The sequence below is a fragment of the Flavobacterium artemisiae genome (assembly GCF_042678225.1).
Classification (GTDB): domain Bacteria; phylum Bacteroidota; class Bacteroidia; order Flavobacteriales; family Flavobacteriaceae; genus Flavobacterium; species Flavobacterium artemisiae.
On sequence record NZ_JBHUDZ010000002.1, the window covers coordinates 28,864 to 54,376 of the forward strand.

At 33.4% G+C, this 25,513-nt stretch carries 31 protein-coding genes; 17 read left to right on the plus strand and 14 right to left on the minus strand.

Going from position 1 to position 25,513, the window contains the following annotated elements; all coding sequences use genetic code 11:
- Window positions 1-97: 97 nt before the first annotated feature.
- Window positions 98-1,156 carry a 3-oxoacyl-ACP synthase III family protein gene (locus tag ACFSC2_RS01940; RefSeq protein WP_379815946.1) on the minus strand — a complete coding sequence of 353 codons (1,059 nt, stop codon included), beginning with the start codon at window positions 1,154-1,156 and terminating at the stop codon, window positions 98-100.
- A 294-nt stretch (window positions 1,157-1,450) separates the two neighbouring features.
- Window positions 1,451-4,300: an aminomethyl-transferring glycine dehydrogenase gene (gene gcvP, locus ACFSC2_RS01945; protein ID WP_379815947.1), complete on the minus strand. Its 2,850-nt coding sequence runs from the start codon at window positions 4,298-4,300 to the stop codon at window positions 1,451-1,453.
- Window positions 4,301-4,498: 198 nt separating this feature from the next.
- Here gcvP and ACFSC2_RS01950 point away from each other — a divergent pair, with 198 nt between their 5' ends.
- The 5 genes from ACFSC2_RS01950 to ACFSC2_RS01970 all read left to right on the plus strand — a co-directional run bounded on the left by ACFSC2_RS01950 (window position 4,499) and on the right by ACFSC2_RS01970 (window position 8,245).
- Window positions 4,499-5,314, plus strand: coding sequence for a UbiA prenyltransferase family protein (locus tag ACFSC2_RS01950; protein WP_379815948.1), 816 nt, complete (start codon window positions 4,499-4,501; stop codon window positions 5,312-5,314).
- A 375-nt stretch (window positions 5,315-5,689) separates the two neighbouring features.
- Window positions 5,690-6,262 carry a phage tail protein gene (locus ACFSC2_RS01955; protein WP_379815949.1) on the plus strand — a complete coding sequence of 191 codons (573 nt, stop codon included), beginning with the start codon at window positions 5,690-5,692 and terminating at the stop codon, window positions 6,260-6,262.
- A gap of 25 nt (window positions 6,263-6,287) precedes the next feature.
- Window positions 6,288-6,881: a phage tail protein gene (locus ACFSC2_RS01960; RefSeq protein WP_379815950.1), complete on the plus strand. Its 594-nt coding sequence runs from the start codon at window positions 6,288-6,290 to the stop codon at window positions 6,879-6,881.
- 27 nt (window positions 6,882-6,908) lie between these two features.
- On the plus strand, window positions 6,909-7,496 hold the full coding sequence (locus tag ACFSC2_RS01965; protein ID WP_379815951.1) for a phage tail protein: 588 nt from the start codon (window positions 6,909-6,911) through the stop codon (window positions 7,494-7,496).
- A 341-nt stretch (window positions 7,497-7,837) separates the two neighbouring features.
- Complete coding sequence (locus ACFSC2_RS01970; RefSeq protein ID WP_379815952.1) at window positions 7,838-8,245, plus strand: DUF1842 domain-containing protein; 408 nt, start codon at window positions 7,838-7,840, stop codon at window positions 8,243-8,245.
- A 311-nt stretch (window positions 8,246-8,556) separates the two neighbouring features.
- On the opposite strand, the gene ACFSC2_RS01975 is transcribed toward ACFSC2_RS01970, so the two are convergent.
- The 11 genes from ACFSC2_RS01975 to ACFSC2_RS02025 form a co-directional block, all read right to left on the minus strand.
- Complete coding sequence (locus ACFSC2_RS01975) at window positions 8,557-9,024, minus strand: SRPBCC family protein (RefSeq protein ID WP_379815953.1); 468 nt, start codon at window positions 9,022-9,024, stop codon at window positions 8,557-8,559.
- Between the two features lie 192 nt (window positions 9,025-9,216).
- Window positions 9,217-9,597, minus strand: a complete 381-nt coding sequence (locus ACFSC2_RS01980) for a hypothetical protein (protein WP_379815954.1) — start codon at window positions 9,595-9,597, stop codon at window positions 9,217-9,219.
- 1 nt (window position 9,598) lies between these two features.
- Entirely contained in the window at window positions 9,599-10,504 is a 906-nt protein-coding gene (locus tag ACFSC2_RS01985; protein WP_379815955.1) for a TIGR01777 family oxidoreductase, read from the minus strand.
- Window positions 10,505-10,566: 62 nt separating this feature from the next.
- Window positions 10,567-11,382, minus strand: a complete 816-nt coding sequence (locus tag ACFSC2_RS01990; protein WP_379815956.1) for a thiol-disulfide oxidoreductase DCC family protein — start codon at window positions 11,380-11,382, stop codon at window positions 10,567-10,569.
- A gap of 11 nt (window positions 11,383-11,393) precedes the next feature.
- On the minus strand, window positions 11,394-11,780 hold the full coding sequence (locus ACFSC2_RS01995; RefSeq protein ID WP_379815957.1) for a hypothetical protein: 387 nt from the start codon (window positions 11,778-11,780) through the stop codon (window positions 11,394-11,396).
- Window positions 11,781-11,797: 17 nt separating this feature from the next.
- Window positions 11,798-12,145, minus strand: coding sequence for a hypothetical protein (locus ACFSC2_RS02000; RefSeq protein WP_379815958.1), 348 nt, complete (start codon window positions 12,143-12,145; stop codon window positions 11,798-11,800).
- Window positions 12,142-12,423, minus strand: a complete 282-nt coding sequence (locus tag ACFSC2_RS02005; protein ID WP_379815959.1) for a hypothetical protein — start codon at window positions 12,421-12,423, stop codon at window positions 12,142-12,144. Before ACFSC2_RS02005 ends, ACFSC2_RS02000 begins: the two co-directional genes overlap by 4 nt.
- 16 nt (window positions 12,424-12,439) lie before the next feature.
- The gene (locus ACFSC2_RS02010; RefSeq protein ID WP_379815960.1) at window positions 12,440-13,429 is read right to left on the minus strand and encodes a YqjF family protein; all 990 of its coding nucleotides are present in this window, start codon (window positions 13,427-13,429) and stop codon (window positions 12,440-12,442) included.
- Between the two features lie 83 nt (window positions 13,430-13,512).
- Entirely contained in the window at window positions 13,513-13,869 is a 357-nt protein-coding gene (locus ACFSC2_RS02015; protein ID WP_379815961.1) for a hypothetical protein, read from the minus strand.
- A gap of 32 nt (window positions 13,870-13,901) precedes the next feature.
- Entirely contained in the window at window positions 13,902-14,246 is a 345-nt protein-coding gene (locus ACFSC2_RS02020; protein WP_379815962.1) for a hypothetical protein, read from the minus strand.
- A gap of 68 nt (window positions 14,247-14,314) precedes the next feature.
- The gene (locus ACFSC2_RS02025) at window positions 14,315-14,818 is read right to left on the minus strand and encodes a GbsR/MarR family transcriptional regulator (protein ID WP_379815963.1); all 504 of its coding nucleotides are present in this window, start codon (window positions 14,816-14,818) and stop codon (window positions 14,315-14,317) included.
- 312 nt (window positions 14,819-15,130) lie between these two features.
- Between ACFSC2_RS02025 and ACFSC2_RS02030 the strand changes: the two genes are divergently transcribed.
- From ACFSC2_RS02030 to ACFSC2_RS02085, 12 genes are all read left to right on the plus strand, one after another.
- A complete protein-coding gene (locus ACFSC2_RS02030) occupies window positions 15,131-15,790 on the plus strand; it encodes a hypothetical protein (protein WP_379815964.1) in 660 nt (219 codons plus the stop codon).
- Window positions 15,791-15,834: 44 nt separating this feature from the next.
- Window positions 15,835-16,011 (plus strand): DUF1843 domain-containing protein, encoded by a 177-nt coding sequence (locus tag ACFSC2_RS02035; RefSeq protein WP_379815965.1) that lies wholly within the window; start codon window positions 15,835-15,837, stop codon window positions 16,009-16,011.
- Between the two features lie 85 nt (window positions 16,012-16,096).
- Entirely contained in the window at window positions 16,097-16,267 is a 171-nt protein-coding gene (locus tag ACFSC2_RS02040; RefSeq protein ID WP_379815966.1) for a DUF1843 domain-containing protein, read from the plus strand.
- An 81-nt stretch (window positions 16,268-16,348) separates the two neighbouring features.
- Complete coding sequence (locus ACFSC2_RS02045) at window positions 16,349-17,773, plus strand: radical SAM protein (protein WP_379815967.1); 1,425 nt, start codon at window positions 16,349-16,351, stop codon at window positions 17,771-17,773.
- A gap of 1 nt (window position 17,774) precedes the next feature.
- Window positions 17,775-18,347, plus strand: a complete 573-nt coding sequence (locus ACFSC2_RS02050) for a class I SAM-dependent methyltransferase (protein WP_379815968.1) — start codon at window positions 17,775-17,777, stop codon at window positions 18,345-18,347.
- 72 nt (window positions 18,348-18,419) lie between these two features.
- On the plus strand, window positions 18,420-19,232 hold the full coding sequence (locus tag ACFSC2_RS02055; RefSeq protein ID WP_379815969.1) for a hypothetical protein: 813 nt from the start codon (window positions 18,420-18,422) through the stop codon (window positions 19,230-19,232).
- A gap of 14 nt (window positions 19,233-19,246) precedes the next feature.
- A complete protein-coding gene (locus ACFSC2_RS02060) occupies window positions 19,247-20,509 on the plus strand; it encodes a hypothetical protein (RefSeq protein WP_379815970.1) in 1,263 nt (420 codons plus the stop codon).
- A 7-nt stretch (window positions 20,510-20,516) separates the two neighbouring features.
- Window positions 20,517-21,431 (plus strand): glycosyltransferase family 2 protein, encoded by a 915-nt coding sequence (locus ACFSC2_RS02065; protein ID WP_379815971.1) that lies wholly within the window; start codon window positions 20,517-20,519, stop codon window positions 21,429-21,431.
- Between the two features lie 3 nt (window positions 21,432-21,434).
- Window positions 21,435-22,631, plus strand: coding sequence for a phenylacetate--CoA ligase family protein (locus ACFSC2_RS02070; protein WP_379815972.1), 1,197 nt, complete (start codon window positions 21,435-21,437; stop codon window positions 22,629-22,631).
- 136 nt (window positions 22,632-22,767) lie between these two features.
- The gene (locus ACFSC2_RS02075; protein ID WP_379815973.1) at window positions 22,768-24,030 is read left to right on the plus strand and encodes a cation:proton antiporter; all 1,263 of its coding nucleotides are present in this window, start codon (window positions 22,768-22,770) and stop codon (window positions 24,028-24,030) included.
- A gap of 172 nt (window positions 24,031-24,202) precedes the next feature.
- Entirely contained in the window at window positions 24,203-24,445 is a 243-nt protein-coding gene (locus ACFSC2_RS02080; RefSeq protein WP_379815974.1) for a type II toxin-antitoxin system HicA family toxin, read from the plus strand.
- Between the two features lie 3 nt (window positions 24,446-24,448).
- A complete protein-coding gene (locus ACFSC2_RS02085) occupies window positions 24,449-24,799 on the plus strand; it encodes a type II toxin-antitoxin system HicB family antitoxin (protein WP_379815975.1) in 351 nt (116 codons plus the stop codon).
- A gap of 31 nt (window positions 24,800-24,830) precedes the next feature.
- On the opposite strand, the gene ACFSC2_RS02090 is transcribed toward ACFSC2_RS02085, so the two are convergent.
- Window positions 24,831-25,490 carry a SanA/YdcF family protein gene (locus ACFSC2_RS02090; RefSeq protein ID WP_379815976.1) on the minus strand — a complete coding sequence of 220 codons (660 nt, stop codon included), beginning with the start codon at window positions 25,488-25,490 and terminating at the stop codon, window positions 24,831-24,833.
- Between the last annotated feature and the right edge of the window lie 23 nt (window positions 25,491-25,513).

The window sequence follows — 25,513 nt, forward strand, 5'->3', positions numbered from 1 at the left end:
AAGGGATATAAGATGTTTTAAGTTTTCACTTAATTGAACTTATATCACTTATATGGTTTAAAAAGCTTTGCGACTTCGCGTCTTTGCGAGATTATTTTTAATATCGATATACAAATGCATTAATATTCATTCCCGCTCCAACCGAAGCAAAAATGATTACGTCTCCTTTATTGATTTCGTGGTTTTCTATTTTTCCTTGAAGGATCAAGTCGAAAAGTGTAGGTACGGTTGCAACACTGCTGTTTCCTAAATCATGAATACTCATTGGCATAATGTCTTTCGGAGGTGTTTTATCGTAAAGTTTGTAGAAACGTTCGATAATCGCTTCGTCCATTTTTTCGTTTGCTTGGTGAATAAGGATTTTTTTAACCTCTTCAATTCCTATTCCGCTTTTATCTAAACAGCTTTTCATGGCGCATGGTACATTGCTTAAAGCAAACTCGTAAATTTTGCGACCATACATTTTGATGTATTTAATGTCTGGATCTAAATCTGGATTGTATGATTTTCCGAAGAAAAGGAAATTGGCTTCGTCACTAGCGAAAGTAGCACTTTCGTAAGCAAGTAAACCAGATTCATCTGTAGAAAGTTCTAAAACAGAAGCTCCTGCACCGTCAGAATAAATCATTGAGTCACGATCGTGATCGTCTACAACTCTAGACAACGTTTCGGCTCCAATTACTAAAACTCTTTTTGCCATTCCTGATTTCAAAAATGCATTGGCTTGTAAGACGCCTTCAATCCACCCTGGACATCCGAAAAGAATATCGTACGCCACACATTTAGGGTTTTTTATCGCCAGTTTATTTTTAACTCTCGTTGCTAAACTCGGAAGAATGTCCGTTTGATTGGTTCCTATTTTTACATCGCCAAAATTGTGTGCGAAAATAATATAGTCTAAAGTTTCTTTATCAATGTTCGCGTTTTCGATTGCTTTTTCGGCAGCGAAAAATGCTAAATCAGATGCATTATAATTGTCATCGGCATAACGGCGGTTTTCAATTCCGGTGATGCCCTTAAATTTTTTAATTACAACTTCATTCGGATAACCAAAAGGTGTTCCGTCTTCATTTAAAAAAACATGATCTCCAAAATCAGTATTACTAACTGATTTAGTAGGAATATAACTTCCTGTACCTATAATTTTTATGTTCATTTTTGCCCTATTATCCGATAAATTTATTGCTAAAGTATAAATAAAATTATGATAACTATCATAAAAAATACTATGCGTGCATATAATTACGGAATCACAGATTTTTCAATGATATACTGATTATTTTTTAATGATTTTTTAATTTTTCCGAGATTTCAAACGTTTGAAGAGAAGCTATGATTTAAAAAAATTTCAAGTTATCGCTGACAAAGTGAAAGCTGAAACAAATAAAAAAACAAAACCCGACAAATTTTTAAAATCTGTCGGGTTTGAAATAGTTAGAGAAACTAATTTTTAGCTCTCCATATATGCTTCAATAGGAGCACAGCTGCAAACTAAATTTCTGTCTCCGTAAGCATCGTCTACACGACGAACAGATGGCCAGAATTTGTTTTCAGCAATATAATCTAATGGATATGCTGCTTTTTCTCTAGTATAAGGGAAATCCCAGTTATCAGTAGTTAACATTGCCAATGTGTGAGGTGCATTTTTCAATACGTTGTTTTTATCATCAGCTTTTGCTTCTTCAATCTCTTTTCTGATTGAGATTAACGCATCACAAAAACGATCTAATTCTGCTAAATCCTCAGATTCAGTAGGCTCGATCATTAAAGTTCCAGCTACAGGGAAAGAAACCGTTGGAGCGTGGAAACCGTAATCCATTAAACGTTTTGCGATATCACCAACTTCGATTCCGTTTTCTTTAAATGCACGGCAATCTAAAATCATTTCGTGAGCCGCTCTTCCGCATTCTCCTGTATAAAGAATTGGATAGTGACCTTCGAAACGCGCTTTCATATAGTTTGCATTCAAGATTGCGTGTTCTGTAGCACTTTTTAATCCTTCAGCTCCCATCATGGTGATGTAACCGTAAGAAATTAAACAAACTAGCGCCGATCCGTAAGGTGCAGAAGAAATAGCTGTAATTGCCTGCTCGCCACCAACGTTTAAAATTGGGTTTGTTGGCAAGAACGGAACTAATTTTTCGTTCACACAGATTGGTCCAACACCAGGTCCTCCGCCTCCGTGAGGAATAGCAAAAGTTTTGTGTAAGTTTAAGTGACAAACGTCAGCGCCAATTGTAGCGGGATTTGTTAATCCAACTTGTGCGTTCATGTTTGCACCATCCATATATACTAACCCACCGTTATCGTGGATTAATTTTGTGATTTCAATAATTGAAGATTCGAAAACTCCGTGAGTAGAAGGATATGTTACCATTAAACAAGATAAATCATCTTTGTGCTCAATTGCTTTTTCTCTTAAATCTTCTACGTCAATATTTCCTTCTGGAGTCGTTTTCGTAACAATGATTTTCATTCCAGCCATCGCTGCAGAAGCAGGATTTGTTCCGTGAGCCGATGAAGGAATCAAACATACATTACGGTGACCTTCGTTTCTTGACATGTGGTAAGCACGAATTGCCATTAAACCTGCATATTCTCCCTGAGCTCCAGAGTTTGGCTGTAAAGTTGTTCCAGCAAAACCAGTAATTACATTCAATTGCTGCTCTAATCTTTTAAGCATTGTAAGGTAACCTTCTACTTGGTCAACCGGTGCAAATGGGTGAATGCTGTTCCAGTTTGGCATAGATAAAGGCAGCATTTCAGAGGCTGCGTTTAATTTCATTGTACAAGAACCTAGTGAAATCATTGAGTGATTCAATGATAAATCTTTGCGCTCTAATTTTTTGATGTAACGCATCAACTGACTTTCTGAATGATGGTTGTTGAAAACATCATGTGTTAAGAAAGAAGATGTTCTTTCTAAAGAAGAAGGTAGTTGAGTTGCGGCAGTTAATTCGGAAAGAGTGAAAGTTTCTTTTCCTAAAGCTTCAGCAAAAATCGCAATAATTTGGTTGATGTCTGCAACAGAAGTCGTTTCGTTAAATGAAATCGAAATACTTTCAGCATCAGGATAGAAGAAGTTTACTTTGTTTTTCTCAGCAACAGCTTTAACTTTTTGAGCATCTGCTTTTACTAAAATAGTATCAAAGTAAGCGCTATTAGTCTGGAAAACTCCTAATTTATTTAAAGCTTCAGCAGCAGTAACTGCAGATGCATGAACTTTATTTGCAATGTATTTTAAACCTTTTGGTCCGTGGTAAACCGCGTACATTCCGGCCATAACGGCTAATAAAACCTGAGCAGTACAGATATTTGAAGTCGCTTTTTCACGTTTAATGTGCTGTTCACGAGTTCCTAATGCCATACGTAAAGCGCGGTTTCCGTTTGTATCAACAGAAACTCCAATGATACGACCTGGCATAGAACGTTTGTATTCGTCTTTAGTAGCAAAATAAGCAGCGTGAGGACCACCGTAACCCATTGGTACACCAAAACGTTGAGTCGTTCCAACCACAACTGCAGCTCCCATTTCTCCCGGAGAAGTCAAGGTAGCCAATGATAAAATATCAGCAGCAAAGGCAACTTTAATTTCATTTTCTTTTGCTTTAGCAACAAAAGTGCTGTAATCGTTTACCTGACCGTATTTTCCTGGATATTGTAAAATCGCTCCGAAGAACTCTGTAGAAAAATCAAAGTTTTCGTGGTTTCCAACAACCAACTCAATTCCGATTGGAGTTGAACGTGTTTGAAGTACTGATAAAGTTTGTGGTAAAATTTCTTCAGAAACGAAGAATTTGTGTGTATTGTTTTTCTTTTGGTCGCGAGTTCTAACGTCAAATAATAACGCCATAGCTTCTGCAGCTGCAGTTCCTTCATCAAGTAAAGAAGCGTTTGCGATTTCCATTCCAGTTAATTCAATAACCGTAGTTTGGAAATTTAAAATAGCTTCTAAACGACCTTGAGCAATTTCTGCCTGATAAGGAGTATAAGCTGTATACCATCCTGGATTTTCAAAAATATTTCTTTGAATTGGAGCCGGAACGATAGTTGGGTGATAACCCAAACCAATGTATGATTTAAATGTTTTGTTTTTCTTCCCTAATTCGCGAATATGATTTGCAAATTCAAATTCGGTCATTGCAGGATCTAAATTCAACGGCGCTTTTAGACGAATATCATCTGGAAGTGTTTCGTAAACCAGTTGTTCAATAGAGTCAACTCCAATAGTCTTCAACATAAATGGAAGATCGGTTTCTCTTGGGCCAATGTGTCTTAAAGCAAAAGCATCTGTTCTCATTTGTAGCTATCTAATTTTTTAAGGTCAATGCAATCAGCCTCAGTTTTATGGGGCAAATCACATTTGAAAGTAAATGTGTTGTTTTTTTGTGGCGCAAAATTAAGTATTATTAATAATTTAATAGGTATTTTTAACTTCAATTTTTATCAATTTTATAACTAAAGAGTTGATTTGTTACTAATTGATTAGATTTGAGGTATGAAACTTCTAAAACAAATAGTAGATTTTTATTTAAACAGCAGTATTCACGTGGCTTTGTCATGTTACGCTTTGGTTCGAATTACGTTCCATGTGTTTCATATTCAATACGATGAACCAATGGCGCTTTTTGTTTTTTTCGGAACTATTGTAGGATATAATTTCGTAAAATATGATGCACTTGTTCGTGTGAAGAAAAATCCAATCTCAGCACAATTAAAAATTATTGCTGTTTTGAGTTTGATTTCGGTTGTTTTGGTTGGTTACTATTTTTTTCAATTAAAAAGAATTACTCAAATCGTCTCGTTCGGAATTTTTGCCATAACGGCACTGTATACTTTGCCTTTTTTTCCGAACCGGAGAAATGCCAGAAACTGGGCAGGCGTAAAAATCTATATTGTTGCTATTTGCTGGGTCGGCGCCACTTTGGTTTTGCCTTTAATCAATGCTGAGATTCCGTTTTCAGTTGATTTTTTTATCAAATGCATTCAGCGATTTGTGTTGGTTTTTGTGCTGATTTTAGTTTTCGAAATTTTAGATTTAGCTAATGACGATCCGCATTTGCAAACCGTTCCTCAGACGATTGGTGTGAAGAAAACCAAACTTTTAGGATTTTTACTTTTAATTCCATTTTGGTTTTTGGAGATTTTTATTTCGTCGTTTAATTATCATGATGCCATTATAAATCTGATTATGGTTGTCATGTTGATGCTTTTTATCTTTTTTGCCAATACAAACCGATCCAAATATTATACTTCTTTTTGGGTAGAAGCCGTTCCTGTTTTTTGGTGGCTGATGATTTTTTATTTTAAGTAAAATCAAAAATATTACTTCTAGTGATCTGATTCTTTTTATGTAATTCGGGTTGCATTTTCTGTTTTTAATCGTAAATACTTGATTGTTAGTGTTTTTTGTGTGGTGTTTTGCTTTTCTTATAACAATATTTCCCCCTTCTTATATCATTTTTTGATTTGTTCCCTCAAATCGTGAATAGATTTGTTGTTGAAAATCAATGACTTCGCGAATCATTTGGTCAATCTAATTAAAATCATGAAAATTTTTTGTTTTATATGATTCAGATAGAGTTTGCATGACTTTTTTAGAAATCAATGGAGTCTAGAAACCATTTTAAAAACAGGGCGTTTCTGAAAAGCCTAACGAGTAAGAGCAACCATACAAACTATTGAAATTATGTCACAAATTATTCCAACAGGAACAATTGTTCCTTATGCAGGAAATTTTACTGAGGATAGTATTGCTGCATTAAATGCATTAGGATGGCTTCCGTGTGACGGTGCATCTTATCCTAAAAAAACGTATATCTATCTTGCCTTGTCTATTTCTAACAATTTTGGAGGTACAGGAGGATTCGAAGGAAATTTTAATGTCCCAGATCTAAGAGGGAGATTTTTACGCGGTGTTTCTAACAGCAGTCAAAGGGATCCTGATACTGCTACAAGAACAGCAATTTCAGCTGGTGGTAATACAGGAAACAATGTTGGATCATTACAAAATTTTGCAACAAGTAAACCTAATATCCCATTTACAACAGATTCTGCAGGTCAACACTTGCACAATGTTCCGCATTTACCTGTAAATAATAACGCATATGCTATTGCAGGAAGTCATTATGGTCTTTGGAATGAAGGAAGTGTAACTACATCAACTTCAGGAAATCATATTCATACTTTAAGTGGATTTGATACGGAAAACAGACCTATAAATTCTTATGTGAATTTTATAATTAAATTCTCAGATCAATAATAATCTTAACTAAAAAACTAATATTATGAGTGTTTTAATAGGAACAATTGTGCCAGTAGGTTATAATGCAGACGGCAGTATAACAGATGGTTACCTTTCTTGTAATGGTGAAGCAGTTGAAAGAGAAAAATATGCAAATCTTTTTGCATCTATAAGTACTTTTTGGGGTGCTGGAGACGGAAAATCTACCTTTAATGTGCCAGACTTAAGAGGCTTATTGTTAAGAGGTGTCAGTGATGGCACTGGAAAAGACCCAGATGCTGGTCAGCGTACCAGTATTAATAATGGAGGCTCTAATGGAGATGCAGTTGGCAGTCTGCAAAGTACAGCGACGGCATTACCATCAAGTGTAAAATGCATAACTTCTATACCACAACAAGCTCCAGGTTCATTACAAACTATTGATGTAAACGGAAATCATACCCATAATGTTCCAGGATTGCCAGTCGACAGTTCGTGGTACAAAATTGCAGGGTCTCATTATGCACAGTGGAATTCTGGCGGGGGAAATACTTCATTAGATGGAGCGCATGTACATTCTGTTTCTTCTGGAGGTGACTCTGAAAGTAGACCAGTAAATGTATATGTAGGCTATATGATTTATTATGGAACATTGTAAAAAATATCAATTTAAGATTTTAATCACATGAACAATTCAGCCACACCAGTTGCTGTTGGAGATTTTCCAATAGGAACAATTGTACCATTTGCGGGTGCTATAAATTCAGATTTTTTGAGAACGCAAGGGTGGTTTTACTGCAATGGAAATACAGTAAGCCGTACAGATTATTCAGAACTTTTTTCAGTTATAGGAACTAATTTTGGAGCAGGAGATAATTCTACAACTTTCAATTTGCCTGATTTTAGAGGAACTTTTCTAAGAGGCGTTAACGGAGCGTCTAATAATGATCCTGATGCCATAAGCCGTACTGCACCTGCTAAAGGCGGGAGTACAGGTAATAACGTAGGCTCTTCGCAAGGTTTTGCAACAGGAAATCCACAAACGCCATTGATTACAAATCAAACGGGAGAGCATACACACACTGTACCTCACGTGCCTAATGATAACTCCTCTTATGCTGTAGCGGGTAGTTATCAGGCAATTTGGAATTCTAATGGGGCTTCAACAGATGCAGCGGGTAGTCATACACACAATGTAACGGGAGGAGGAGATAAAGAATCTCGACCTATAAATGTTAATACTTATTTTATAATAAAAGGTATGAATGTGTAAAATGCTAATTGTAGTTATGCAGTTAAAGTTCCTGAATAGATTGATATTCAGGAACTTTTTTTTGTTTTATTCTATGTTTACGATTTGCAAATTTACTAAAAAAACCTTATGACAATTTTTTCGTCTCTTATAACATATAAAAAGCCTTTCATGACATTTTTTTCATTATGTATATTAATCTATTATAGTTTTGATATGAAATAAACCAGATTGTTATTTAAAATATTGATTAAGAACGATTAAATAATAATAAACAAATCAAAACGTGGAGCAGATCCCACTGAAAAAAACGAGGCGGTTCCGAAAAGCCATACGAGTAGGAAACCTAAAAACAAAAAGTTATGTCAGATTTATTAGCAGGTGCTTATTTAGCAAGTGGAACAATTGGAAATGTAGGAACTCCAGGAGCTCCAATCGCAAGATTTCAATTAGTTGTTGTGCCATCACAACATAGTGTATCAGGTACGGTTGTTATCACACAGGCTGTACAAGGTCCTTCGAGCCATATCGTAGTTCAAGTAAAAGGTAAAATTTATTCTACAGGATTTGGAAAAGTTACGCAAGTAGTGAGTCTTCATGGACAATATGTTCAGTCTTTCCCACCGCCGGCAATTGGAGCTTTCTTAGCAGATTTTGATGCTCATTTAGCTATTGATAACGAATGGAACGGAGTTGGAGGTTTCTCTTACTACCAACACCAAATCGAAAATGTACCAGTTGCTTCTGCTAAAAAAGGAGAATTGGTATAATAAAACTTTAGAAAAGGAATTCTGTGGATCAGCACAGCGATTCCTGACTCGATAAGAGTTAAGATATAAAAACCGCCTGATTTGGGCGGTTTTTTGGTTAAATCAAAATTGTTTTAAATTCTCAAAAATTGAATTCTTCATCACTCAAAAATAAAAAAATGATAAGAAAAGCTATTGTTTTTGGTCTGTTATGTATTGTTGTCATAACAAGTGTATTGTTTACTATTTATCACAATAGAGCAACAATACTAAGGAAATTAATTCCTTCTGCATATACTAGCGTTGCTGCCGATTCATTGCAGAGAGTCAAATTAGTAAAAAATAATTGATTCTTTTTCGGCTGTTTCTGTCAAGATTTTATTTCTTTCTAAAAGGAATTTAGTAAGGTGTTTTTTCAAAAGTAGAACATCAAATAATTTTCCAAAAATTCCAAACGGAGTCTCATATTGTAACAGATCTTTCATGATTGTAACTCCGTTTATTTCTTTAAAATAATGTTTGTGCCTAAACGATTTGAAATTTCCTTCTTCCATTTCATCCAAAAAATAATCATAGAAATCCATTTTAGTGATTCGGGTTTTATGAGTTAAATAAAAACCGAAATGTTTACCGCGCCAAGTTACTGTTTCACCTTCATTAATAACGCCAGTTGTAACGCCGGCAATTGCTTTTTCATTAGATGTTGCCGTAGATTTTTGATGTAAATCGATATCTCTTGCCGTATCAAATACAATTTGTATGGGCGCGTTTATTTTGGTTGTTAATTGAATTGTTGTCATAATTGCAAAGAATTAAAAGATGTTTTTCTTTTCGATTTCAGGAAACGTTTTATCAATTCTTCTCGCTAGTTCAGGTAATTTTATAGTCGGAACTGCCGGAAATAAATGATTTTCTAATGATAAAACATACTGAAAGTAATTTTGTTTTGGTTTAGGTTGTTTTTAGGTTTAGTTACAGGTGTATTTTTAGTATTAGTTTTTTATTGACTTTAGCCTAAATGATATTCCTACAATAAGTGCTGCTATGGAGTAAGACAAAGCAATGTCCATCGCAACACTACCGTTTATAATTCTTAGAGTTGCAAAAATGCCAGCTATAAAGGTTAAAGTCAAAGCTGCTTTTATAAAATTACGTTTTAGATTATGGTTTTCTAAAAAAATAAAAAAGACAGCAGCGAAAACAAAAGTTGGAATAGAAAACAAACCGCCTAGTACAAAAGCTAAGACATAAAATTGCATATTAGAAAACAAGTTTGATCCATTGGATGTTTCTAAAAAGATTTTGATTAGAAAAATTATTGGTCCGTAGATAATAGTAAAAAGCCATAATCTTATTAAATATATCCAATCCATGCTAGAGTAAATTTTTTATTGCAATATCTATATTTTCAAACTTAAATGTAAATCCGTTTTCTAAAAGACGTTTCGGAACTACATTTCTACTTTTCAAAACCAATTCTGTTTCTGTTCGAATGAAAAAAGATCCGATTTCTAAAAGTGTTTTGTTTAATGGAATTCCAAAAGGAGCGCGGACTGCTTTTCTCAATTTAGACATAAAATCTATATTTCGAATCGGTTTTGGAGAAACGACATTTACCTTTCCGATCATTTCTTTTTCAATAATAAAATCGATGGCGCGAGCAAAATCTTCTTCGTGAATCCAGCTTACAAACTGGTTGCCTTTTCCTTGTTTGCCCCCAAAACCAAATTTTGCCAAAGTCTTTAGCGGAATTAACGCACCACCATTTTTTCCTAAAACTATAGAAGTTCGTAAAGCAGTTTTTAAAGTTCTCGGAGTTTCAGTTTTAAAAAATGCTTTTTCCCAAGAAAGTGCCACATTTATAGAAAAGTCATTTCCAATTTCACCTTCAACTTCATCCATTTCTTTGTCTAAAGAAAACCTGTAAATCGTTGCCGTAGACGAATTCAACCAATGTTTCGGCGGATTTTGACATTGTAAAATCGCTTCATTTAAAACTTTGGTGCTTTTAATTCTTGACCATAAAATTTCCTGTTTGTTCTTTTTAGTATATCGACAATCAACAGATTTTCCGACAAGATTAATTAAAACCGTTGCGTTTTCTAGTTCGTTTTCCCAACCAGAAAAAGTTCTGGCATTCCATTTTACATATTTAATATTGTCTACAGTTTTAGATTCTCCTCTGGTCAGGATTACGATTTCTTCAAATCTATTTTTGAAATGATTGACTAAAACCTGTCCTAGAAAACCTGTTCCTGCAGCTATAATAAGTTTGCTCATTTTTTTAGTTTTTGGAGTTAAACCTGACGGGTTTTAAAAATCCGTCAGGTTTCCGATATTGATTAATTTAAAATTAAAAATAAAGCAATAATTCTATAAATAATCCAAGTGAAAGATAGATAAAAAGGAAGTTTTAAAATTTTAATTCTTCTAAAATGTTCCAAAAACATTATCAAAACTGTTCCTGCAAACCAGCCTAAAATTATCATCTGCGGAAGCTGCATAAACTGACTTAAGATTAAAATCGGCATTAAAATTAAACTTCCCATTAAAGAAACGGTCATTAAATTTCCAGCATAATTTAGTATCGTCTGTTTATCAAATTTGAAAAGAAATAAACTCTGAAAAACAATTTGTCCAAAAGCTACAATAAGTTCTCTTGTAATTGTGCTTTTCGGAATATTCAAGATCAAATTAGAATATCCAAATAACACGAAAGTTGTTATAGTCAAAGCAAAACCGATAAATAGAGACCTGTATTTGTAATTGAAATCAGGAACGCATTCGAGTTTGTTTTCTTTTGCTTGTGCGGGAATAATGACTTTTCTATTATAAGATACAAAAGAATAGAATTTTCTTAATAGGAAATAAACTGGTTTTGCGGCGATAATTTTTTCGATCCATGGAAAAGAAAAACCTATTACTTTTATCAAACTATCAATGCCATAAGTCGTAGTTTTTGTAGTATAATCAATTAGAGCAATCTCATTTGCAGCACGTTTTACATCTACAAAATCTTGTTCTTCATTGCTTAAATTGCAATAAGGTTTTCTGCCATTTTGGTCAAGCATGCCAGCTTTTATAAATCCGGTAGTATACAAACTGCAAAGCGGACAATCTTCATCATAAAGCAAAGTTTGGTTTTCGAGCGTTTTCATGATTATAAATATTAAGCTTTAAAAACCATTCTTTCTTCGATTTGTGCTTCTTTGGCTTTTCTTTTTCCTCTAAAAAAGAAATATAGATTGAAGAATAACATTACTCCTAAGTAAATCGCAAAACCGCCAATTTTATAACTTAATCTTTCTACTAATTCTTGATAAGTATTGGTGTCTAAATCTAATCGTAAAATCATTAATGCAAAACCAATATTTAAAAGATAGAATCCCGTTTCAAAAATTCTGTTGGTTGCTTCGGCAATTTCTTCACGGCCTTTAAAAATGTCCAGCATAAAGATTTTACCATTTTGAAACAAAGTTTTAGAAACATAATAGGTTAAAAATAACGCAACAGGTAAATAAATGGTGTATCCGAATAAAATTTTTGTAGTTTCCATAGCTATTTGATTTTAAGTTATTTGATTAGTTTTTGAATGTATTTTGTGATAATAAAAATATTGAAGTAATGCAGGATTGAAATAATAAAAATTATAACAGCGGTTTTTGTACTGATTATTTCGATTAACTGAATCCAGGAAATAATTTTCTCCCACGAAATCAAAGTCATTGCACAATAACCGATATTTAAGAGATAGTAACCCATGAGCAAAACCTGATTTAATTTGTGGCAGAGATCCATATGATCCGGAATCAATTCTGCTACATAAACATTTCCGTTTTTGTAACAGATTTTTCCAACTTTCACAATAATGAGAATCGTGATGCTGAGGTAAATGAAATAAGCTGTTATATTGAGGTTCATAATTTCTTTTTTTGATTATAAATAATAAACGTCAGAAAAAAGGCCAGCGAAATTGGCAGCAACATTAACCAGCTGAAAACGCCGTCCCAGATTAAAAAGAAAAGAATGACAAGGCCAAAATAAATGTAAATCAGTTTGTTTTTTGGAAAGATGATCAAAAATAAAATCGCTGCTATTACTTGTAAAAAACCTGTAACAGGCAATCCGTACCCTCCGATAAGCATAAACATCAAAGCGCAAACGTTGATAATTTCGAGTATTTTAAAAGTGGTTTTCATTAGTTTTGGTTTGTGGTTAAACAGCCATTTCGTATGCTTCTTCTTTAATTTCTAGTTTTCTCTTATTCTTTACTCCAATTTCAGAACCTTTAGCCAAAAGAACAGAAGTTGGTTTTATATTTTGAAGAAATGCAAAATCGTTTCCGTATGTTTCTCTAAAATCGATAGTAACGTTATGATTAACAACTTCCAGCTGTTCCCAACGCGGATGTGTTACTTCATATTCAAAAGTCGTTTCGCTGCTGATTTTTGTATATCCAAAATAATGTTCTGTAATAAATTCAGCTTCAGAATCAACTTCAATTTCGTTTAAAACTTTTTTAGTTTCTATCTCAATTGAATTCCAATTTTTACCGTTTTTCCATTGATAAGTAAAAGTGTTTGTGTTCTCATTTTGAATAATTTGATGTCTCATTTTTTGAGTTTCATAATGTTCCTGATACAAAGTATTCGCAATAAAAGTGATTGCTTTTTTCGGAACAATTTCCTTAATGAAAACTACGCCTCTTTTCCATTCGCCGTTTTCAAAACGTTTTACATAAAATCTCAAATTGACTTCTTCAAAATTGATGTGAAAAGGAATTTTTACTCCAAGTACTTTTGTGTTTTTAAATATAAAACCAACAAGACTTACATAACATTTGTTATTCCAGATATCAATCTCAGTTCCCGCAGGAAGATATTTTTCTAATACTTTCTGATCAACCTCGTAATTAAATAAGGCTAAATTTTTCCATTCTGCTTTTAAGAAAGAATCAGAATTAATATTTGCAGTTAGAAAATAGAAATAAGTTGAGATCACCATTGGAAATAAAAAAAGAGTAACAAAATTTCCAAAATCATTTCCGAATTCATAATTGAGATAAATGAGTAGAAATGCTATTACGACTAAAAGAAAGTAAATTCGAATTTTGTTCTTTTTTGTTTGATCCAATTCTTCCATTTCTACGAGTAAAATAGTTCCTATCGTAATTTGTACCATTCCGAGAAGTATTTGAAATAGCATTCCAGGATATATTAATAATACATATAATGCAAGAGTAGTAAAATAAAAGATCTTGTTTAGCTTATGAAGTTTTGCAAATAGTTTCATGATATTTTTTCAATTAGACTTAATGTTCGGATAAAATAAACAGCTGTAATACTTGGAATAATGTTTACGAAAACCACTTGCAATAAGTCATTCCACATAATGGTTTTAAAAAATGAAAACAATAAAAGAGCATTGAGAATCGTAACCAGCCAATAAATTTTAATTCGTTTTTTGATTTCGCTTTGATCTTTTACCATTAAAAACGGTATGGTAATTCCTATTGCCGAAAAAATTTGCACAAAGCTTAGAAATATTTGCCCAGTAAATCTGGCATAACAAGTCAGGTAAAACAGTATACAGATTACAAAAGCGATAATGTTAATTTGTCTTAGTGTGCTTATTTTGTTTTTCATTTTGAACTTTCAGAAAATAATGAAACATTGTTTTAAATTTTTTTATTACGCAGGATTTTGCTTATAGAGTATACCAATATAGAAAGGTAGATAGCTAATAGTGGTGGGAGCGAAAATATAATAAAAGTATAGTTGGTGTTTGGAAAGCTGTGCCACAAGATGAAAAAAAGTGTCACTCCTGCAAAATAGATGTAAATTTTATTATCACATTTTCCATAATAAAGCATTTTAAATGCGATACAAACTTGAAGAAATCCCGTAACCATCGTTGACAATAAACCATAAATTAAAGCACCTTCTTTGGTTATAGGATAAGTAGCCAAAATTGCAAACGGTAATCCAACGGCAAATGTGTTTATGTATCTTAAAGTTTTCATGGTTCCTGATTGTTTTAAACTTTCAGAAAAAAATGAAAGTTTTGATTAAATTTTTTTAGTTTGGGTTTTTATTTCATCATTTTTATAACCAGTTTTCCTAACCAGTTATCATTAAATTCGGTCATTTTGTCCAGCATATTATCTGCTTTTAAAACAAAATCATACAATTTAGTAGTCTGATCTACAAAGTGTTTTTCTTCTTCAGAATCTTTAGCTTCAATAGTCGAAACTTCTTTTAAGATTTTAAGTGCTGGTTTGATTTCTCTTTTGCTTCTTTCTCTCGAAATTTTAGAAGCTAATTCGTCTAAATCTTTTTCGGCTGTAAAAAACTCTTTACGCTCTCCGGCTTTAAATTCTTTGTAAACAATTCCCCAATCCATTAAAGCACGAAGGTTCATACTTGCGTTGCCGCGGGAAATTTGTAATTCTTCCATAATGTCTTCCATAGAAACAGCTTCGTTAGAGACCATTAATAAAGCATGAATTTGCGCCATGGTTTTATTAATTCCCCATTGAGAACCTAAAGCTCCCCAAGTCTGAACGAATTTATTTTTTGCTTCTTTGAATTCCATGAAACAAATGTATGTAAAAGTTTTCAAACTTTCAAAAATAATTGAAAGTTTATTTTGCGAACAAGTTTTGTTTTAAGAATAATCTTATAACTTATTTTTTCCCTTCTGTGACATACAATCTTCTGTTTTATGACATTTTTGATGTAAGTATCTATATATCAGATGTAATTTTAAATAAAAATAATCACAGCTGTCTTGTTTTTTAATGGAGTGGAGCAGAACCCACTAAAAAAAACGAACTGATTCGCACAGTATAAAAAGCGAAGGCGGAACCTGAAAAGCCATACGAGTAAGACCCAAAAACTTAATATTATGCAACCTATACCTAGAAAAGTTAAAAATGTAAACGTCTATCCTTATATAGATTGGAAAGGCGGCGGAGTGGGACCGGTTATTCTTCCTGTAATCGAGGGAGGAAGTGGTACCTATGCTGTCGGTACATTGCTTACCTCTGTATTTTACAATTTAAATCTTGCCTCAGGAGCACAGAAAACAAAACTTGGAATACACCAAAGATACTTTGCAACTGGAGAAACAGAAGACGGAAGCTCTTTTACTACTCCGTGGCTGTATTGCATAAACGCAGGCGACAAACCTGAATTTGGACGAACAATCACATTTCATAAACCAGAAACTGATACCCTTCATGAAGAGGTTTTACCAGAGTATATCACACTTGGACCTCTTACGGATATTACCGTTACACAATCATTTCCGCCGCCAGCAATTGGTGAATTATTACTAATTGAAAACGGAGCAGGAAATGTTATTGCCACTAGAACTGGTACGCCTCACGAAATGGGAGTAGAAGTTAAAAGCGGTGATCGTGTGGGACACTTAAGACCAGGTTTGAAAAACATCATGATTTCTGGAAAAAATAAAGATGGTCAAACATTCACTACAGGAAATCTGACTTGCATTAACCCAAATGAGCCGGCTATTTTCCTTCATCAATTTGGACCTTTTGAATAAAAGGCTATTTCATAATTAGTTTAATAAATCTAAAAAACAGCATTATGGGAGTAATAATGGCATACGGAGCAGCAATCAGAGAAGCATTAGCTTCTAATGATTTAGCACAAATGCAGGCTATTGCAGAACAGGCAAAACAGACCGTAAAAGAACAGGGCGACTTGGCTGCTGCTCTTCTTGAATTGCTTGAAGCGATAGAAGCTTTAGAAAACAAAAAATAAAGAGCAAAACAACTGTCTTGTCCAGTAAAAACAAGGGTGGAACCGAAAAACCTTAAGAGTAGGAATAACTAAAAAACAAAAGATTATGGGAGTAACAGTGCTTTACGCCGCAGGAATCAGAGAGGCAATTGCTTCAAATGATTTAGAAAAAATGAAAGCAGTTGCAGAACAAGCGAAACAAACTGTCAGAGAACAGGGAGACTTAAGCGCTGCGTTGGTAGAATTGCTGGAAGCAATTGAAGGCTTGAAAAAGTAGTCTTAGTAAGAACGGTTTATGAAGTAAAACTTGATAAACCGTTTTTTAAAAGTAAATAAAGAAAACCCTAAATGAATTAAGATGAATAAGACTTCTATACGTTACAGAGTAAGAGATGATTATGAAACTGCAACACCTGTTCATGTCGTCTGGGAGATTACACTCGCTTGTAATTTGAAATGCTCGCACTGCGGTTCTAGAGCTGGAAAAGTGAGACCTGGAGAATTAACTACCGAACAATGCTTTGAGGTTATTGACAGTCTTAAGCGTCTTGGTACAAGAGAAATAACCATTATTGGAGGGGAAGCTTTTTTACGAAAAGACTGGCTTGAAATAATCGAAAGAATCAGTGAAAGCGGTATTGAATGTTCGATGCAGTCTGGAGCTTATAATCTCAACGAAGAAAGAATCAGCAGCGCTAAAAATGCCGGAATAAGAAATATCGGGGTTTCTATTGATGGAATGCCGGATACACACAATAAAATCAGAGGAAGAAGAGATTCTTTTGAACATGTTGTTCACTGTCTTCAATTACTTAAAGCATATAATATTCCGTCGAGTGTAAATACAGTTATTACAAAATTAAATGTAAATGAACTGAATGATCTACTAGATGTTTTAATCGAAAACGGGGTGAGAAACTGGCAGATTCAATTAGCAGTTGCTATGGGAAATGCCGTAGATCATGCCGACGAATTATTATTGCAGCCGTATGAATTGATAGATTTTTATGAAAAGCTTATCGTAATATATCGAAGAGCCTTGGCAAACAATGTTTTGATACAAGCAGGAAATAACATTGGCTATTTCGGACCGTATGAGCATATCTGGAGACAAGGTAATGAAAAATATTTTACAGGATGTTCTGCAGGACATACCGGAATCGGGATTGAAGCCGACGGAAAAATAAAAGGCTGCCCTTCTTTACCCACAAACGGATATACAGGCGGTAATGTAAAAGATATGAGAATCGAAGATATCTGGAAGTACAGCGAAGAGATGGTTTTTTCCAGATACAGAAATAAAGAAGAATTGTGGGGCGGCTGTAAAGGCTGTTATTATCAATCTTCTTGTCTGGCTGGCTGTACTTGGACAAGTCATGTACTTTTTGGCAAAAGAGGAAACAATCCTTTCTGTCATCATCGTGCTTTGGAATTAAAAAAGAAAGGACTTCGAGAACGTATCAGAAAAATTCAGGAAGCGCCGGGCTTATCTTTTGATATCGGATTGTTTGAAATAATCGTAGAGAACGAAAAAGGAGAAATTGTAGAAATACAATCACCGCATAACAGTCCGTCTATTCCACTAGAAAACGTTACAGACCTGTCGCCAAGAATGCCGAAAGCCCTTAAACTATGCAATGGCTGTGACAATTATGTGTATGAGGAAGAAACAACTTGCAGTTTTTGCAATGCCGATATTCAGAAAGTAAATGATGAATATGCTGTGAAAATGGAAAAAGCAAAACGTTCACTAGAAAAATTAGAATTATTAATGATGAGATAATATGGAACTGCTAAAAAAAATTCAATCGGAAATTGATCGGCAATCAGATACCATCGAAGAAAATTTAAGTCTTTCAGACATCACGATTAAATATGGTTTAAATTCTTATCGATACGGATCTTCAAGCTTTTTATCGGATCTTTTTGATCCTCTTGAAATCACAAATCAAACTGTTTTTTACGATTTGGGTTCGGGATATGGAAACATCATTTTGTATGGAGCTGTAAAATATCCTGAAACTAAATTTAAAGGAATTGAAATTCTTAAAGAGCGACACGAAGTCTGCAGTTCTTTAATCCAAGAAGAAAAATTAAAAAATGTGGAGGCAATCTGCGCCGATATTTTTAAAACAGACATTTCAGACGGAACTGTTTTTTATATCTACAATCCACTTTTTGATTTTCAGTACGCCGAATTACTAGACAAACTCTACCAGGTTTCTTTAAGCAGACCGATTGTAGTAATTGCCGAGTCTCGCTGTATCTTCTTTGATCAGGCTGAATGGCTGGAACAATATTATTTTAAGGATATTGATATTATCAGAAAAATAAAATATTACCGCTCAAAAAATTAGGCTGAAGTACATTAATGAAGCTTTCAATAAAACAAACCCAAAAACAAATAATAACTAATTAAATTAAAAATCATGTCAAATTTAAGTTCAATTATTCTTCCTGTTATCAACGATATGGAAGAATCACATTTAAAAACACAATTATTAAAACATCTTCCAAAACATGAAAATGAATTTTCAAAAATTGAAAAAAGTTTTAAAGAGCTGACTTCAAAAGCTCAGGATAATGAGCGTCTGAAAAGATTTTTTCACAGCTGGAGCCAGACCAATAATAGCGCTATGACCGTTGCGGGAATTAGTAACCGTATTACAATGCTGGTTCATAAAAACAAACCAATTGCTGATGAAAAAGAACTTCTTCAAGCTATTACCAGTCTAAATCGAATTGTAGATGAAGATCTTGCTGTAGTAGGCAGAGTATTGCATTCTCAATTGTTTTATACAATGGCAACCGATATTATCAAAAATGATGATTGGCTTTCGCGCCGTTATTTAAATGAAAGTGCTTATGATTTTAAAACATGGAAAGACGGCAATTCACTTCGTAATAAAGATATCATGATTGCTTTATTAACTACTCTAATCCATGAAATCTATACGCACGGAGAAGTAGAATATATTCTTCCAAAATTTGAATTCTGGCTGGAAAAAGATTATTGTTTCTCAGAAGAAGAACGTGACAGAACTCTTGCCTGGATTAGTGTGCACTGCGGACCTACAGAAAAAAATCATTTCTTTTTTGCGGTAAGCGCCATTTTTCATTATGCAAAAGCTATGGATGTAAATCTTGAATCGTATGATCTTGGCGAAATTATTAATGACTATTTAAAAAAGAAAGCTGCCGTAATGGAAGATGTAATGGAAGCTGCAGAAATGAGTTTGTAACAACGATTAAAAAGATGATTATTAAAAGTAAAGAAACAGCATCACAAATTGATGCGACAGAAATTATACTCGAGCAAAATCAGCCAGAAAAACAGGAAAAATGGGATCAGTTTTTTTCTGAATATTTTCAAAACGCTGAAGGATTAGACCGGAGTTTTTTTGCGGGCTCTTCTGTGAAAATTTCTGAAGCATACAATAAAGAAATGCGTCGCTTATCTTTTGTTTTAAATCAGGCTTGTAAGGCAGTTGTTTTAAATTATTTTGAAGATAAAAGAATTCGAGATTATTATCAGCTGGATAAAGCACTCGAATCTTTATTAAAAAAATGCACCCATCAAGAATATAATCAGGGCTTTTACCGCCCTGATTTTTTATACGATACTCAAAATCAGGCAAAAATCTGCGAAATAGGTGCACGATATCCTTTAAATGGCTGGATGATAAGTTATTATCTGCAATTGATAAACGACCAAATAAACATTCATGAAAATGAAAAAACAAAAAATCCAAATCTTGAAAATCTTATTAAGGATTTGTACAATCAATTAATTCCAGATAAAAAGATTGGACTTATTCACGATAATGAAAAAGGAACTGAGATTTTTTATCTCCAGCAGGAATTAGCCAGACTGGGAATTGAATTGATTTCTGCAAAACCACAGGAATTAACTGTCGAAAATGATTCCATTTTAATTAAAGGAGAAGCTGTTTCTAAATTTATACTCGAAATGGATCGGGAAGAATTGAAAAAAATGAATCCCAATGTTATCAATAAATTAATCGAACAAAATTCTTATTTCAATGATATCCGAACCTTGATTTTGATTCATGATAAAAGGGTTTTAGCCGTAATGTTCGATGAACAGATTATGACAGATTATCTTGAAAATGAGGATTATGAATTTTTAAAAAAATACCTTATTCCGAGTTACGTAATCTTAAATTCGGATGACTGTGATCGCTTTATTTATTGTGAGGAGAATTTAATCTTAAAATTAAATAGCGGCGGAAGAGGAATTGGCGCTTATGTAAAAAATGATTGTACTCCTCAGGAATGGGAAAAAATTATAAGAGAGAATTGGAATAAATATGTCATTCAGCACTTTGTGGATCAGAAAGAATTTCATGATCTGGAAAATAACCGCAAAATCCACCTCGTCGGAATGTTACTGTGTCGAGATGACCACACTTATGGCTCTGGTTTATTTCGAGGATCAGACGAATCGGTTGTCAATGTTCATCAAGGACGGGCATTAATTTATCCAATGTCAGAATAATACATCTATGAAACACACCATTGTAATTCCGCTTTACAATAAAGAATCTTATATCTCCGAAGCGATCCGCTCATTGGCTTTTCAGGAAAAAAAGGCATTCGAAATTATTATTATTGATGACTGCAGTACAGATCAAAGTTTGGCTTGTTTAAACGAAGCACTGTCTTTTTTCGCTCCTCAGTTTTTGCAGACGATTATTAAAATTGTTGTTTTGAAGGAAAACAAAGGTCCGGGAAATGCACGAAATATTGGAATTGAACTTGCAGAAGGAGATCTGATCAGTTTTTTGGATGCCGATGATTACTATGCGCCGTCTTGTTTAAAAGATGCCGATTTACTAATGAAACAGGAAAATATAGATGTTTTGGTACTCGGAATCTTATTGGTTCCTTCACAGTATTATCTGCCAGAAATAGAATCTTTTAAAAAAGAATTGATGCCGCTTTCAGATCATTTATTCTTAATACCCAATATTCTGCATACCATCAGCGCACCCGATTTTATTATGGGTGTCGGCAGTAATGTTATTATCAGAAGAAAGCTTTTGAAAAATATCCGTTACGAAACCAATGTTTCGCTCAACGAAGGAATCGATTTTTGGTATCGTGTCCTTAAAAATACAAAGAAAAATTCTCGTGTCGCACTGCTGCACCTTCCTTGTATAGAAGTTCGGGAAGTAAAAGGAAGTTTATCACGAATAAATTATAAAAACTGGAAAGAACTTAAAATTCCCGTTACTATAAAAAGATATCGCGAAAGTTCCGATAGATATGATCGTCAGTTAATGGGAATGCTTTCACAGCGATGGCTTGACCACGCTATGGAACGTCTTCCGAATTGGCGGCAAAAATTTCTGTTTGTTTTTTGTCATGCTGCAATCCTTACTAAAAATCACTTTTATTTTATAAAAAGAAACCGTTGAACTATGTATAATGTAAATACTTTTCCCGAAAAAGAACTTGTAGAATTGCAGGATTATTTTGAATTGGCAAAAGAAAATCCGTTGTATTTGGAGTTTTATAAAGGTTACGAAGTTGTTGATGAAGCTCCAGTCTTGCGAAAACAAGAACTGATTCCTATTTTGAAAAACAATTTCAAACTTCAGCATGAAAAAACTGGGGTATATCTTGTACGTTCGGGAGGCAGTACACAGAATCCTTTGGTTTTTCCAGTAGATATTCAGGAAAACCAAAACCAGCGTATGGCACTCGCAGCCGAACTTACAAAGAATAATTTTTTTACACCCAAAACAATCGCACTAAATATTTTTGGGTATTCTGATATGTACCGCACAGCGGCCATTATGGACGATATATTAGAAAAATGCAGCGCCACTACATTGGCACTAAGTTCACATGCCTCTTATCATGATATGGAACAAACGGCTAATTATTTTAAACCTGATTTTATACTCGGAACGCCTTCAAAATTATTATGTTTCGCACAGTTTTTAGAAGAGAAAAATGAAAAACTAAACATAAAAAATCTATTGTACGGAGGAGAATTTTTAAGACCAAACATACAAAAGCTGCTGCAAAAAACTTTTGGCGTACAGCAAATTTATTCCCTATATGGTTCTGCCGAAACTGGAATCTGGGCTTGGTGTAATGTTACTAAGAATCCGTCGTTATTTTCTGTTATTAAAGGTATTATCATCGAAATCATCCATCCAGACCAAGAAGGCTATGGTACTATTGCGGTTACGAATACTTTTAGAAAAAGATTTCCTGTATTTCGTTATGCCATAGGTGATTTAGGAAGATGGACTGTTGCTGACGGAAAGCCTTTTCTAGAATTAAAATCAAGAGAAAGCAAATCTTTTATTGTCTGCGAACAGCATTATGATTTAGATGAATTTACTTTTTTAACAGACCAAGCAACAGTGTTTCAAATTCAATTATCAACAAATAAAAAATTAAAAGAAGTAATACGTTTGCTGTTGGTTCAAGATATTCCTCAAAAACAGCAATTGGCTTTTCTTGAAGAAAAATGTGCAGCTTTGAAAAAGATATTAAATTTTGAGGAACGTTTTATGGAAGTAGAAGTTTTACTTATCAAAGTTTCCGATTTATATATAGATTCCAATACATCCAAAATACCTTTACTCATAGATTTGCGATGATGATTATGTTGTAAAAAGGCTTTGTTTTTAAGAATAATTCAAAAACTATCTTGTACGAATTATAAAATTATGTTAATTGCACAGTTGAAATTTTGATATAGGAAATGGAAAGATATTTTTGTAAAAATCACATTTTATGGAATTATACTACACTTTTTCAGTACTCATTGTACTGGCTTCTTTCTTCGCCTATTTAAATTTAAGATTTTTAAAACTTCCAGGAACCATCGGAATCATGATTATTGCGATGTTGGTTTCAGTTGGAATTCGTCTTTTGGGAGATTCTTACTTTCCCTCAACAACAAAACATTTTTTTGATTTGATAAAAGAATTCGACTTCAACGAAATCTTAATGGGAGCCATGTTGAACTTTCTTTTATTTGCTGGAGCACTGCACGTAAATATGGCTGATCTTAAAGAACAAAAAGTGCCTATTATGATTTATTCTACGGTTAGTGTAGTTTTATCAGCCTTAATTATTTCGATGCTATTGTATTACATCGCACCAATTTTAGGAATAAAAATACCCTATATATTTTGTTTGGTTTTCGGAACCTTAATCTCTCCAACAGATCCAATCGTAGTTTTGGGAGTTTTAAAAGAAGCAAAAGTTCCTAAAAGAATAGAAACCAAAATTGTTGGTGAATCTTTATTTAATGATGGAGTGGCGGTAGTAATGTTTGCTGTTGTTTTAAAAATGGCAACCGATCCAGCATTTGATATGAGTTTTAGTTCAATCGCTTGGTTGTTTGCAAAAGAAGGTATTGGCGGACTTTTATTAGGAGCCGTTTTAGGATTTTCAGCTTCAAAAGTGATGAAGAAAATTGACGATTATAAAGTTTCTGTTTTAATAACACTTTCGATTGTTATGGGAGGATTTTTGATCGCTCAAAGTTTGCATGTTTCTAGCCCGCTGGCAATGGTCGTTGCAGGATTGATTATTGGTAATTATGGTAAAAAAGTTGCCATGAGTGAAGTAACTCAAGATTATTTAGGAAAGTTCTGGGAACTTATTGATGAAATTTTAAATGCTATTTTATTCTTATTTATTGGTTTCGAATTGTTATTACTTCCAGATCTAAACAAACAATTACTGACAGGTCTTGTTGCTATTTTTATTGTACTGTTTTCAAGACTAACTTCTATTGTTTTGCCTTGGAAATTCTTTGATATCTTCAAGTTCTTCGGAATTAGATCAGCATACAACAAAGGTTCCTTGATGGTTTTAGTTTGGGGAGGAATTCGCGGTGGAGTTTCTATTGCATTGGTACTTTCTATGCCAGAAGGAGAATATAAAAACTTACTTTTGGAGATAACCTATATTGTTGTTTTGTTTTCAATTGTCGTTCAAGGATTGACTGTGGGGAAATTAGCAAAACGAGTTTTGGAGAAAGAATAATTAAAACGATAAACCTTTATGTAAATAATTTCAAAAGACCTGCAAAATTTATCTTGCAGGTCTTTTTTTACTTGGCTGTATTAATTTTTGAATGATTTTTCTTATTTTTACACCTTGTTTTGTTTTGTAACTATTATTTAGTTGCATAATGAGAAATTAATCATAAATTTGTATGAGTAAAATTGATAAACTTATTGAAAAGTTAAAATCAAAACCAAAAGATTTTTCTTGGGATGAAATGCTAAAAGTTCTACACCATTTGGGTTATAAACAGATTTCACAAGGAAAAACAGGTGGTTCCAGAAGAAAGTTTGTAAATGAAAATAATCGAATTATAAGTCTGCATGAACCACACCCGCAGAAAATTTTGAAAGGATATCAGCTTGATATAATTATTGAACATTTAGAATTGTAGAAGATGAAAAACTATTTAGAATATAACGGATACATTGGTACATTAGAATTTTCTGCTGATGACAAAGTATTCTTCGGAAAAATTCAAGGTATAAATGATTTAGTAACCTTTGAAGGTACTTCAGTTTCAGAATTAGAAGAATCTTTTAAGGAAGCTGTTGATGATTATTTAGAGACATGTAAATTATTGAATAAAAGCCCAGAGAAAATTTATAAAGGATCTTTCAATGTGAGAGTTTCAAAAGAATTGCATAAAAAAACGGCACTTTTGGCAATTAAAAAGGGATTGAATTTAAATGAAGTTGTAAAAGAAGCTTTAACATATGTAATAAAGCATGAAGAAGTTTTAAATTAAAAAACCGAAGCAGAAACGCTTCGGTTTTTTTTTATCTTTTATCTTCTTTAGAATAATTAGATGGGCCATTAATATTAATCGAATTTCCTAAAAATTTCGGTTCTCTATTTCTAATGACATCCAGAAAAGATTTGAATCTGGAAAGATATTCTCTACACGTTACATATTTATAACCTAAATATTCTCCTTTGTTGGCAGAATATCCAGCAGATTTTATTCCTAAACTTTGCCCGATATAAATTGCTCGATTTAAATGATATTCCTGCGAAATCAAAGTGGCTTTTTTGATTTTGAAAATATGTTTGGCACGATACATTGTAGAATAAGTATCAAATCCCGCATAATCAATGAAAATTTTTGTCGTGTCAACGCCATGCTGATAGCAATAGTTTTTCATAACCGTTAATTCGTCATATTCTTCGCGACCATTATCTCCAGAAAGTAAAATTTTATTGATACGGTTTGCTTTGTATAATGAAATACCAGCATCGAGTCTGTCTTTTAAATATTTACTTGGCTGATTTCCATTAATTCCGGCACCAAAAATAATTCCGACATCATTCTTTGGAAACTTTTTTAAAGAATAATAAATGTGTTTTTTGGTTGATGAGGTAATGTAATAATTCACAGAAAGTATTGCGATTATTCCAACAATTGATAGATAAAGAATTATTTTGAAAAATTTCTTCACGATTAATTTTTGTAAGATTAAGA